The sequence below is a fragment of the Lutibacter sp. genome, from assembly GCF_033723435.1.
GTDB lineage: Bacteria > Bacteroidota > Bacteroidia > Flavobacteriales > Flavobacteriaceae > Lutibacter.
This window is the reverse complement of sequence record NZ_JAWVXC010000005.1, coordinates 44,179-56,886: the sequence shown is the minus strand read 5'-3', so window position 1 is coordinate 56,886 and position 12,708 is coordinate 44,179. Positions and strand designations below refer to the sequence as shown.

The 12,708-nt window shown below is 28.1% G+C and carries 15 protein-coding genes; all 15 read left to right on the top strand.

Annotation, left to right across the window (positions count from 1 at the left end):
* Positions 1–11 precede the first annotated feature (11 nt).
* The 15 genes from R3342_RS08880 (at position 12) to R3342_RS08810 (ending at position 12,705) form a co-directional block, all read left to right on the top strand.
* Complete coding sequence (locus tag R3342_RS08880; protein ID WP_318939677.1) at positions 12–707, top strand: ABC transporter ATP-binding protein; 696 nt, start codon at positions 12–14, stop codon at positions 705–707.
* A gap of 88 nt (positions 708–795) precedes the next feature.
* Complete coding sequence (locus tag R3342_RS08875) at positions 796–2,979, top strand: tetratricopeptide repeat protein (RefSeq protein ID WP_318939676.1); 2,184 nt, start codon at positions 796–798, stop codon at positions 2,977–2,979.
* A 23-nt stretch (positions 2,980–3,002) separates the two neighbouring features.
* Positions 3,003–3,401 carry a polymer-forming cytoskeletal protein gene (locus R3342_RS08870; protein WP_318939675.1) on the top strand — a complete coding sequence of 133 codons (399 nt, stop codon included), beginning with the start codon at positions 3,003–3,005 and terminating at the stop codon, positions 3,399–3,401.
* On the top strand, positions 3,370–3,600 hold the full coding sequence (locus R3342_RS08865) for an AtpZ/AtpI family protein (protein ID WP_318939674.1): 231 nt from the start codon (positions 3,370–3,372) through the stop codon (positions 3,598–3,600). Before R3342_RS08870 ends, R3342_RS08865 begins: the two co-directional genes overlap by 32 nt.
* Positions 3,584–3,979 carry a hypothetical protein gene (locus tag R3342_RS08860; protein ID WP_318939673.1) on the top strand — a complete coding sequence of 132 codons (396 nt, stop codon included), beginning with the start codon at positions 3,584–3,586 and terminating at the stop codon, positions 3,977–3,979. The genes R3342_RS08865 and R3342_RS08860 overlap by 17 nt, the downstream gene beginning before the upstream one ends.
* 117 nt (positions 3,980–4,096) lie before the next feature.
* Positions 4,097–5,197 (top strand): F0F1 ATP synthase subunit A, encoded by a 1,101-nt coding sequence (gene atpB / locus R3342_RS08855; protein ID WP_318939672.1) that lies wholly within the window; start codon positions 4,097–4,099, stop codon positions 5,195–5,197.
* 37 nt (positions 5,198–5,234) lie between these two features.
* Entirely contained in the window at positions 5,235–5,429 is a 195-nt protein-coding gene (gene atpE / locus R3342_RS08850) for an ATP synthase F0 subunit C (protein ID WP_318939671.1), read from the top strand.
* Between the two features lie 72 nt (positions 5,430–5,501).
* Positions 5,502–6,002, top strand: coding sequence for a F0F1 ATP synthase subunit B (locus tag R3342_RS08845; protein WP_318939670.1), 501 nt, complete (start codon positions 5,502–5,504; stop codon positions 6,000–6,002).
* Between the two features lie 10 nt (positions 6,003–6,012).
* Complete coding sequence (gene atpH, locus R3342_RS08840; protein ID WP_318939669.1) at positions 6,013–6,549, top strand: ATP synthase F1 subunit delta; 537 nt, start codon at positions 6,013–6,015, stop codon at positions 6,547–6,549.
* A gap of 48 nt (positions 6,550–6,597) precedes the next feature.
* Positions 6,598–8,175, top strand: coding sequence for a F0F1 ATP synthase subunit alpha (gene atpA / locus R3342_RS08835; RefSeq protein ID WP_318939668.1), 1,578 nt, complete (start codon positions 6,598–6,600; stop codon positions 8,173–8,175).
* Between the two features lie 53 nt (positions 8,176–8,228).
* The gene (gene atpG / locus R3342_RS08830; RefSeq protein WP_318939667.1) at positions 8,229–9,092 is read left to right on the top strand and encodes an ATP synthase F1 subunit gamma; all 864 of its coding nucleotides are present in this window, start codon (positions 8,229–8,231) and stop codon (positions 9,090–9,092) included.
* A 104-nt stretch (positions 9,093–9,196) separates the two neighbouring features.
* Positions 9,197–9,673 (top strand): hypothetical protein, encoded by a 477-nt coding sequence (locus R3342_RS08825; protein ID WP_318939666.1) that lies wholly within the window; start codon positions 9,197–9,199, stop codon positions 9,671–9,673.
* A gap of 97 nt (positions 9,674–9,770) precedes the next feature.
* Positions 9,771–10,694 carry a hypothetical protein gene (locus tag R3342_RS08820; RefSeq protein WP_318939665.1) on the top strand — a complete coding sequence of 308 codons (924 nt, stop codon included), beginning with the start codon at positions 9,771–9,773 and terminating at the stop codon, positions 10,692–10,694.
* Between the two features lie 113 nt (positions 10,695–10,807).
* Positions 10,808–11,563, top strand: a complete 756-nt coding sequence (locus tag R3342_RS08815; RefSeq protein WP_318939664.1) for an SDR family NAD(P)-dependent oxidoreductase — start codon at positions 10,808–10,810, stop codon at positions 11,561–11,563.
* Between the two features lie 2 nt (positions 11,564–11,565).
* A complete protein-coding gene (locus tag R3342_RS08810; RefSeq protein ID WP_318939663.1) occupies positions 11,566–12,705 on the top strand; it encodes a DUF5929 domain-containing protein in 1,140 nt (379 codons plus the stop codon).
* Positions 12,706–12,708 lie beyond the last annotated feature (3 nt).

Sequence of the window (12,708 nt, the reverse complement as noted above, 5' to 3'; positions counted from 1 at the left end):
AATAGCAAAAAATGATAACCGTAAATAATTTATCTAAAAAATATAATAAAGTTCAAGTTTTAAATATTGAAAATTTAACAATTCCTAAAGGACAGGCCTTTGGATTAGTTGGTAATAACGGCGCAGGAAAAACTACTTTCTTTAATTTACTGCTCGATTTAATAAGTCCAACTACTGGATTTATTACAAACAAAACTATACAAGTAAACAAAAGTGAAGATTGGAAACCTTATACTTCTGCATTTATAGATGAAAGTTTTTTAATTGGCTATTTAACTCCCGAAGAATATTTTTATTTTATTGGGGAATTACGAGGATTAAATAAAGCGGATATTAATTCTTTTTTACAACAGTTTAAAGAAATTTTTAACGATGAAATTTTAGGGAAGAAAAAGTATTTAAGAGATTTATCTAAAGGAAATCAAAAAAAAGCAGGAATAGTTTCTGCGCTAATTGGCAATCCTGAGGTAATTATTTTAGATGAGCCTTTCGCAAATTTAGATCCAACCACACAAATTCGACTCAAAAAACTACTTAAAAATTTAACACAAAACAGTAATTCAACCGTACTAATTTCTAGTCACGATTTAGGTCATGTAACTGAAGTTTGCGACCGAATTGTAGTGTTAGATAAAGGAGATGTAGTTAAAGATATTGAAACCTCAACAGAAACTTTAAAAGAATTAGAAGCCTATTTTTCAGTTTAAACACGTAAAAAACACTTAATTTTGTATTTTTACATTCCTTTTACAATAAATAATGTAATTAATAAGTTAAAGGGCTAAACAATTTGTATTGAAAATCAGCTTTAAAATACCTGTATCACTTCTTATAATTTTAGTTGTTGTGAGTTGTTCAACTAAAAAAGATGCTTTTTTAAACCGAACCTATCATTCTGTTGCAACAAAATACAATGTATTGTACAATGGTAAAGTTGCCTTGCAAAAAGGACTAACAGAATTAAACCAAAATTACAAAGATGATTATTGGAAAATTCTACCAATTGAACCATTAAAAGTAGATGAATTAGCTTTGCCAGGAATACAACAAGATGCTGATACTTCGCCTAAAGAATTTGATAAAGCAGAAGAAAAAGCAGTAAAAGCTGTGCAAAAACATTCCATGTTAATTGCAAGAAGAGAGCGTAATAATCAAATAGATGATGCGTATTTATTATTAGGAAAAGCTCGTTATTACTCGAAACGATTTGTGCCTGCTTTAGAAGCTTTTAATTTTGTATTGTTAAATTACCCAAATGCTAATTTAATTAACGAAACCAAAATTTGGCAAGCAAAAACTCTAGTTAGATTACAAAATCCTGAACAAGCAATAGACAACTTAAAAATGTTATTTAAGTATAAAGATTTAAAAGATAACATTAAAGAAGAAGCTCATACCGCAATAGCAATGGCCTATGTTGCAACAGATAGTTTAAAACAAGAAATATTTCATTTAAATAAGGCTGTTGAAATTGCAGAAAACAAAGAACAAACAGCACGTAATTTATTTGTATTAGGACAATTATATCAACAAAAAAAGGAAATAGATTCTTCTAATATTGCATTTCAAAAATTACTTGATTTAAAAAAAGCGCCATATAAATACAAAATACATGCTGCAATAGAAAAAGCAAAAAACGCTAGAACTAACGAAGAAAAAACAGTTGCTATTGCTAATTTAAAAAAACGTATTAAAGACAGAGACAATCGCCCGTATTTAGATGCATTATATTATCAACTTGGAGATTTACAACTTGCAAGTAATGATTCTATTGCTACTTCTAGCTTTAAAAATTCCTTAGCAAATAGCAAAACTCCAAATTTTCAAAAAGAATTGGCGTACCAAGCTTTAGGTACCATTTATTTCAATAAAGCAAACTATGTAACAGCAGGAGCTTATTATGACAGCATTTTAGCAATTACAAAAAATACAAATACTAAACGAATTAGAAGTATAAAGCGTAAGCGAAATAATTTAAATGAAGTTCTGTCGTATGAAAGCATCACAAAAAATACGGACAGTATTTTAAATGTTGTTGCTATGAGCAAACAAGAACAAGCTGATTATTATACTAATTATATTGATGAATTAAAAAAAGCTGAAGAACAGCAACAACAAAAGTTAAATACCGGTAATGCGCTTTTTGCAAGTGGCGGTGATTCCAATAATAATGGTAATAATAATTCTGGAAAATGGTACTTTTACAATCCTCAAACTGTTGGATTTGGATCTCAAGAATTTAAAAAAATATGGGGAAACAGACCTTTAGAAGATAATTGGAGATTAAGTGATAAAACTCAAATTAACCTTAATAACACAAAAGCATCAAATACTAAAGATCAAAATGTTGTAAAATCATCTGAAAAATATGATTTGAACTTTTATTTAAATCAAATTCCTTCTTCTAAAAAACAAATTGACAGTATAAAAGTTGTAAGAAATGATGCTTATTATAAATTAGGATTAATTTATAAAGAACAATTTCATGAATATAATTTAGCGGTAAATAAATTAGAAAAATTACTCACTTTTAATCCTTCAAAAGATTTAGAATTACCTGCAAAGTTTCATTTATATAAAATATATGAAAAATTAAAAAATAGTAAAGCAGATACCTATAAAAATAATATTGTAACTAATTTTCCTGATTCAAAATATGCCAAATTGATTATCAACCCAAAATTGGTATTGAAGGAAAACGATGAAAATTCCCCTGAAAAAATTTACGAAAAATTATACTATCAATATAAAGATGAAGATTATGAAGCTGTAATTAAAAAAGCAGATTCTTCCATAAGTTTATACGAAGGAAAAGCAATTGTTCCTAAATTTGAATTGTTAAAAGCATATGCTATTGGTAAAAAAGATGGTTTACAAGCTTTTAAGGAAGCATTAAATTTTGTTGCTATGAATTATCCAAACACAAACGAAGGTAAAAAAGCCTTGGCAATGGTAAAAAAACTAAAAGCAAAATTATAGCAAACCCTAATAAAAATTTAAAGATGTTTTCAGAAAAAAAAGAAAAACAAACCCAAGTATCCGAACGAAACGTAATCAGTAAAAACACTTCTATTAAAGGTGATATTATTTCGGAAGGTGATTTTAGAGTAGAAGGTAATGTTGAAGGAACTATTCAAACTGCTGGACGAGTAATTATAGGTAGTTCAGGAAGCGTTAAAGGTAAAGTTACTTGTAATAATGCCGATATTGACGGAAAATTTTCAGGAGAATTATTAGTAAATAATTTACTTACTCTAAAAGCCACAGCACAAATTTCTGGTGATGTAGTTATTAGCAAATTATCTGTAGAACCTGGTGCAGAATTTAATGCTACTTGTGTAATGAAAGGTTCTATTAAGGAATTAAAAAATGAAAAAGCAACTAAAGAAAAAACCGCTTAATAAGTATTTACAATTAACTGGCATTGTTTTTCAAATGGGTATTACCATTTATGCCGGAGCTTATTTTGGTAAAAAATTAGATGCACATTTTAATCCTTCAAAAAAAACATTTACACTAATAGGTACGCTATTAGCATTACTGATAGCACTCTATATGGTTTTAAATCAAGTAAAAAAAATAAATGAAACTAAAGATTAATTCCATTACTGGTTTTAGTTTGCTACTACTAATAATAAACTTAGTTGTATTTGCACTTCACATAACTATTTTAAAAGAACTAAACCAACCTCTATTTAATAATAAAATTATACTAGCCTATTTAGTGAATTTTATATTGGCAATAGGAATATTCTCTATCCTTTATATTTTAAAAAACACTTTTGAAAGCATTTTAGGGTTTATATTTTTAGGTGGTAGCTTTTTAAAATTTGCGGTATTTTTTTTATTGTTTTATCCTTCATATAAAGACGATGGTGTAATAACTTCCTATGAAACTTTTTCATTTTTAACACCATACTTTTTATGTTTAATCCTTGAAATTTTAGCTTTAGTTAAACTAATGAATAACAATGATTAACACTAATTATTAGCTTAAAATAATACTTTATAAATACTGCTAAAAAATATTTTTTAGTTTCTAATTTAAAAACATATATTTGCAAAATATTTATAGGCACACTAGTAAAAAAGTGATATGTATAAAAGAAACTTGGTAAAAACCCTTACTTTACTACTTTTAGTAGTTACATTTTCCGTAAATGCACAGCATGAATCTTCTGAAAACTCTCATGAAGAACAAGCATCTTCTGAAAAAGATTATAAAACTGAAATAAAAGAAGAAATAAGACATCACGTTAAAGATTCTTATTATTTTGATTTTAATTCAAATTCTGAAACTGAAGAGTATAATGGTTTTTCTTTACCCGTTATTTTGTTCGATGGAGGATTAAAAGTTTTTATGTCTTCTAAATTTCATCATGGTAAAGAAATTGCAGAAGTAGGAGGGAATTACTACAAGCTATACCATAACAAAATTTACAAAACTAATGCGGATGGTAAGTTAACTTATGATGAGCATCACCATCCAACCAATATAAAACCATTAGATTTTTCTATTACAAAAAGCGTTTTTAGTATTTTAGTGGTTTCTATAATTGTATTCTTAATATTTTTAAGTTTAGCTAAATCCTATGCTAAAAACGGATCTATTCCTAAAGGAATTGGGCGCTTTTTTGAGCCTATTGTAATTTATATTCGTGATGAAATTGCTATACCAAGTATAGGACATAAACACTATAAAAAGTACATGAATTTTTTACTTACAGTGTTCTTTTTTATATGGTTTTCAAACTTAATCGGTATTACTCCTTTTGGAATGAATATTACAGGTAATTTAGCTGTAACTGCTGCTTTAGCTTTTTTAACATTTTTAATTACCCAGTTTACTTCCAAACCAAATTATTGGAAACATATATTTTGGATGCCAGGAGTTCCAGTTCCAATGAAAATAATTTTAGCACCAATTGAATTATTAGGTGTATTTATAAAGCCCTTTGCCTTAATGATGCGTTTGTATGCAAACATTTTTGCAGGGCATATAGTTATATATAGTATTTTAGGTTTATTATTTGTATTTAAAAGCTATATAGGAGGAGGTTTAAGTTTCGGATTAGCATTAGTAATTTCTATATTAGAATTACTAGTTGCAATATTACAAGCATATATATTCACTATGTTATCTGCATTGTACTTTGGATTTGCTTCTGAAGAACATGAATTAGAACATAATGAATAATTTAAAAATGAATGTTTAATTAATTAATATATATATTATGGGACAAATTCCAGTAATGGTAGGCGCAGGTTTAATTGTAATAGGAGCAGGTATTGGTATTGGTAGAATCGGTGGTTCTGCAATGGATGCAATCGCTCGTCAACCTGAAGCTTTTGGAAAAATTCAAACCGCAATGTTAATTGCAGCAGCCCTAGTTGAAGGATTAGCGTTTGCAGCATTATTTGCAGTTTAATTTTTAAAAAACAAAAAGCTGTAACGGTTGGTTATAGCTTTTGTTTAATTTTTAAAACAACTATATTAAATTATGGAAAAATTAATTAACGACTTTTCTTACGGATTGTTTTTTTGGCAAACCTTATTGTTCATAGTATTATTATTTTTACTAAGAAAATATGCTTGGAAACCAATCTTAAATGCAATTAATGAACGAGAAGAAGGTATTAAAAATGCCTTAGATGAAGCTGAAAATGCACGTAAAGAAATGCAAAATCTTACTGCAGATAACGAACGAATTTTAAAAGAAGCACGTATGCAACGCGATAGCCTTTTAAAAGAAGCGAGAGAAATGAAAGAAAGTATGATTTCTGAAGCTAAAAACGAAGCGCAACAACAAGCACAAAAAGTAATTGACCAAGCTAAAACAAGTATTGAAGCTGAAAAACAAGCTGCTATTGTAGATATAAAAAATCAGGTAGCTGAACTATCTATTGATATTGCAGAAAAAGTAGTTAAAGGCGAATTAGCAGATAAAAACAAACAAGTAAAACTTGTTGAAGAAATGTTAAAAGAAATAACGATACGTTAATTTATAACAAATGAGTGGAACTAAAGCAGCTTTAAGATACGCAAAAGCAATTTTAAATTTTGCAGTTGAACAACACAAAGAAGATGATATTAATAACGATATGTTATTAATTGTAAACACTTTAGAAGAAAGTAAAGAATTACAATTAATGCTTAAAAATCCTATTTTAAAAACCAATTTAAAAAAGGAAACTATAAAAACTATATTTTCTTCAAATGTATCTCCTTTAACTATAAGTTCAATCAATCTTTTAATAGACAATAATCGATTGGATATTTTAAATGAAGTTGCGGAAAAATACACTATTATTTATGACGAACTTAAAGGTAAAGAAATTGCAAAAATAACCACTGCAATTCCTTTAAACTCAGAACTAAACAATCAAGTTTTAGATAAAGTAAAAGAAATTACAGGTAAAAAAGCTAGTATTGAAAATATCATTAACCCAGATATATTAGGCGGATTTATACTTCGAATTGGCGATATTCAATACGATGCAAGTATTGCAAACAAATTACAAAGTTTAAAAAGACAATTTGAAAATTAATATTATTTCAAATTTATATAAAGAATAAAGGTTTAAAAAAGATAAAAAATGGCATCAATAAAACCAGCTGAAGTTTCAGCGATTTTAAAGCAACAATTAGCAGGATTTGATTCTTCCGCATCGTTAGATGAAGTTGGAACTGTTTTACAAGTAGGTGACGGTATTGTTCGCGCTTATGGATTAGCTAATGTAGAATATGGCGAATTGGTAGAATTTGAAGGTGGATTAGAAGGTATTGTACTAAACTTAGAAGAAGACAATGTAGGTATTGTACTTTTAGGACACTCAAAAAATGTTAAAGAAGGATCTATTGTAAAAAGAACTAAAAGAATTGCTTCACTTAAAATTGGAGAAGGAATTGTTGGACGTGTAGTAGATACTTTAGGAAATCCAATTGATGGTAAAGGTCCTATTTCTGGAGAAACTGTTGAAATGCCATTAGAAAGAAAAGCTCCAGGTGTAATTTATAGAGAACCTGTAACTGAACCACTACAAACAGGTATTAAAGCAATTGACGCTATGATTCCTGTTGGAAGAGGGCAAAGAGAGCTTATTATTGGTGACCGTCAAACAGGTAAATCTACTGTTGCAATTGACACCATAATTAACCAAAAAGAATTTTACGATGCTGGTGAACCAGTATATTGTATATATGTAGCAATCGGACAAAAAGGTTCAACCGTTGCCGCTATTGCTAATTTATTAGAAGAAAAAGGAGCTTTAGCATATACTACAATTGTAGCTGCAAACGCTTCAGATCCTGCTCCAATGCAAGTTTATGCTCCATTTGCAGGAGCTGCAATTGGAGAATATTTTAGAGATACAGGTCGTCCTGCATTAATTGTTTATGATGATTTATCTAAACAAGCAATAGCTTATCGTGAAATATCTTTATTATTACGTCGTCCACCAGGACGTGAAGCTTACCCAGGGGATGTATTCTATTTACACTCACGTTTATTAGAACGTTCAGCAAAAGTTATTAATGATGATACTATTGCAGCACAAATGAACGATGTTCCTGCAGTTTTAAAAGGAAAAGTAAAAGGTGGAGGTTCATTAACTGCTTTACCAATTATTGAAACTCAAGCAGGGGATGTTTCGGCATATATTCCTACAAACGTAATTTCTATTACTGACGGGCAAATTTTCTTAGAGTCTGATTTATTCAACTCTGGTGTACGTCCAGCTATTAACGTAGGTATTTCTGTATCTCGTGTAGGTGGTAATGCCCAAATTAAATCTATGAAAAAAGTAGCTGGAACTTTAAAATTAGACCAAGCTCAATATAGAGAATTAGAAGCTTTTGCAAAATTTGGTTCTGATTTAGATGCTGCTACAATGAATGTAATTGAAAAAGGAAAACGAAACGTAGAGATTTTAAAACAAAATCAAGCTGATCCATTTACAGTAGAAGATCAAATAGCTATTATTTATGCAGGTTCAAAAAACTTGTTGAAAAATGTTCCTGTAGAAAAAGTTAAAGAATTCGAAAAAGATTATATTGAATACCTTAATGCTAAACACAGAGATGCATTAAATACATTAAAATCAGGGAAATTAACAGACGGAGTAATAGACGTTTTAACTAGTGCCGCTAATGAAGTTTCGGCAAAATATGCATAACCTAATGTTTATTTAAAAGGATTCCTTATTTACGGAATAACAGATAATAAAGAATGGCAAACTTAAAAGAAATACGAAACAGAATTACCTCTATTGGTTCAACTATGCAAATTACCAGTGCCATGAAAATGGTATCGGCGGCAAAGTTGAAAAAAGCTCAAGATGCAATTACTAAAATGAAGCCATATGCTAATAAGTTAACTGAACTTTTACAAGGTTTAAGTGCTTCATTAGATAGTGAAACAGGAGGTGTTTTTTCGGAACAACGAGAAATTTCCAAAGTATTATTAGTGGTTATAACTTCAAACAGGGGATTATGTGGTGGTTTTAATTCAAACATTGTTAAAGAAGTAGAACTTTTAATTGAAAGTGACTATAAAACTAAACAAGTTGATATTTTATCTATTGGTAAAAAAGCGAATGACCTTCTTAAAAAAACACATACTATTATAGATAATAAAAGTGATGTTTTTGATGAATTAACTTTTGAAAATGTTGCTAATATTGCTGAAAATATTATGCAATTATATGCAGAAGGTAGTTATGATAAAATACAATTAGCATATAATCAGTTTAAAAATGCAGCTACTCAAATTCCAACAATAGAAGATTATTTACCTATTAAACCTGAAGCTGGAAGTGAGACTAAATCTAATTTAGATTTTATTTTTGAACCATCAAAAGCTGAAATAGTTTTAGAATTAATACCTAAATCTTTAAAAACTCAACTTTATAAAGCAATTAGAGATTCATTTGCTGCGGAACATGGAGCTCGTATGACTGCAATGCATAAAGCTACTGATAACGCAACTGAATTACGCGATGATTTATTATTAATGTATAATAAAGCTCGTCAGGCTGCTATTACTAATGAAATTTTAGAAATTGTTGGAGGTGCAGAAGCATTAAATAATTAAACAAAATAAATTTTCTATAAATTAAAAGTCTATCATTTTATGATAGACTTTTTGTATTTTGGTACATGCTTTGCTGTTATTATATCTAATAAATAATCTTTACCATGAAAATCATTAAATTTATATTCATTTTAACAATCACATCAACTTTATTTTTTTGTTGTGGAGCAACCAAAGATAAAACCATGTATGCACTTCAAAAAAAACCTCCTTTTAAAGTTATAAATGCAGAAGTTTCAGATTGGGTTGGAGGCCAACCTGGAGTTAGAGGATTAAAAGTTTCCATAAGTATTGATAATAAAAACATTAAATTAGATAGTCTTTATTTTCGAAATCAAAAAACCGCATTAGAATTACTGGTTAATTCAAATCCATCCACATATATAGGCATATTTGTTACTTCTAAAGGTATAAATGATTATATAATAGATAAAGATAGCACTAAAGAGTTTGGAAATTCTCCAAAATCAACATCAAAAAATATTCCTTTTAAAATAAATGATAACGAAGCGGTAGTAAGTTATAAAAACCAAACTAAAAGATATTATTACAAAATAAGTAAAATAAAAAAAATTAACTAAATACCTTATTATCTGTATTTTACACAATTAAAAATTACTCAATATTTTTTTGGCACGGAAATTGAAATTTCAATACTGTAACCAAAAATAAATGAGTATGAAATCTTTAAAATTACTTTTTATAATAACAGTAACCAGCATAGCAGTTTCCTCATGTAGTATTGTTGTTGATGATATTAATAATCCAAATTATATTTCTCTTGAAGAAGTAGTATCTAACTACGATTTATGGTATATAAATTATAATAAAACTACAGGACAAGGTGATGTGCCATTTTTATCTAAAGCATTTACTATTTCTTTCTTAAACGGAAAATTATACGCAAACAATAATTTAGTTGGCATTGGTTCCACTGGTAATGGTTATGGTATTCAAATTGGAAATTATAATACTTATAATGGAAGTCTTGAAGTAAATCATACAATTGACGGCTATTTTAATTTTGACGTGATACAGATTTCTAACAATCAAATAAAATTAGTAGATAATTTTGATAATGTGACATATTATTTAGAAGGTTATCAAAAATATAACTTTGATTATAATCAAATATTTTATGATAATATAGAGTACTTTTTACAAGAGTACGACGCTTGGGAAAAAACATATGTAAGTGATAACGGTACCGTAAATGCGTTTGATAATGAAAACTTTTTACAATTTACGCCTGAAAATATTACCACCTTTTATTCCTCACAAGATGATGTTGGCACAAATATTGATAATTTATTGTGGGATTATGTAGGTAATTATTCTGTTGCAGATGTACAAGGATATGATAATTTAAAAATTTTAACATTAGATTATGATTTGGGAGATACTGAAGAGTTTGAATTAACCGTTATAAATGATGAAACGATAAGTTTATACCACATTAATTCTGGAACAACTTATGAATTCACTGGCAGAGGTTACATTCAGTATTTAAAATCTGATAAAACTAAAAAAGAAGTAAGTAACACTGGCAGAAAGAGAACTAAAATAAAAAGAGAAACGAAAATAAGAAGATATTTAAAATAAAGTTTGGTTAGTTGATTTTTGGTTGGTTATTTTAATAACCAATTGATGAAAACCGCTCCTTAAAAGGAGCGGTTTTTTTGTATCTTTATTGTCAAAATAATAAATAAAAAACCATGAAAACAAAAACAGCTTTTATAACCGGAGCAACTTCAGGAATAGGGAAAGCAACTGCTATAATTTTTGCAAAAAATAACATAAATTTAGTAATATGCGGACGTAGAAAAGAGAAATTAGAAGCTCTAAAAAACGAATTAAGCAAACACACAAAAGTAACTTCTTTACAATTTGATGTACGTAATAAAAATGAAGTATTTGATGCCGTAAAATCACTTCCTAAAGAGTTTCAACAAATTGATATTTTAATAAATAATGCCGGTAATGCACATGGATTAAGCACTATTCAAGATGGAAATTTAGATGATTGGGATGCTATGATTGATGGTAATGTTAAAGGTTTATTATATGTAACAAAAGCCATTCTTCCAACCATGGTAGCTAAAAATGATGGTTTTATTATAAATATTGGCTCTATAGCAGGAAAAGAAGTATATCCGAACGGTAATGTATATTGTGCATCAAAGTTTGCTGTAAACGCTTTAAATAAAGCCATGCGTATAGATTTAAACAAACATAATATTAGATCTTGCGCTATTCATCCTGGCGCTGTAGAAACCGAATTTTCTGAAGTTCGTTTTAAAGGAGATAAAGAACGTGCTAAATCTGTTTATTCTGGATATAAAGCACTACAACCAGAAGATATTGCAGATATTATTTATTTTGTAGTAAGCAGGCCATACCATGTAAATATTGAAGATTTAATTGTATACCCAACAGCTCAAGCTAGCGCTACTATTTTAAATAAAGAATAAACATGATTAACAAACGGCTTTTAATAAAAAATTTATTAGCTCAATCTGATGAAAATAGTTTTTATGATAAAAAACAAAAAATTTCATTAAACTCTAAAGAAGGAAAAGCTAAATTTTTAAAGCATGTTTGTGCATTATCTAATTCAAACCCAGAAAATAATTCATTTTTAGTTATAGGTATTGAAGATGAAACTAATAAAATAGTAGGAGTTGATTTTTTTGATGATAGTAAAATTCAAAATTTAATTAACTCCTATTTTCAAAATCCTCCAAAAATTATTTATGAAAATGTAGCATTTCCCAAATTACCTAAATATAAGGTTGTTGGATTAGTTACTATTTTTCCCAATAACGAAGTTACTTCTTTGAAAAAATCAATCTGGAAATATGTTAAAGGGTTAGTTTTTTATAGGAGAGGAAGTAATTCTATGTCCACTTTAGGAAAATATGTTTTAAAAAGTACGAATAAAAATATAGTAGCATCTATTGAAAAAAACGCTAGCAATAATATTCAATTAACGCTTGATGGTGTTTTTCAGTTTTTTAATAAACATAGTAAAGAATATAACCCAAAATACAAGGTTTTTAACGAACAGTTTGTGCTTTGTTGGGCTGGAAAACGAAAAAAAGTTGGTGATAAATTATTTTATTCGCGTGTTGATATTGAACTAATTAATGAACAAGTACGATTATTTTATTCCGCACTTGATGAAGTTAAAATTCAAATAAATAAAAGAACCTTTATAATTACAGAGTATATTTTTTTACAGTTAAAAGATATTTTTGATTATTATCCGCTTGAAAAAAAAGTTATTAATTTTAAAGAAAATGGAAAGTTAGATATTGTAAGTGAGTTATTATTTAATCCTCCTCAATTTGATAAAGTTGAACTACTTCATCTTTTTAACAGTTGTAATACTTTATTAAGCAAATTAAAGAAAAAGCTATCCTTATCAAAAATTGAGCAAATTGAATTAAAGGATTTACCTACTAATTATTTATTATGTGTTTTAAATGATATTCCAAATGCTTATAAAAAATTAAATGAATTAGGTCCTTATTTAAGAGAAATGAAAGATAAATCAGCATATATAAAATATAAAGAAGCTCAAAGAGTACTTCGAAAAATTAAATACCAATAAAAA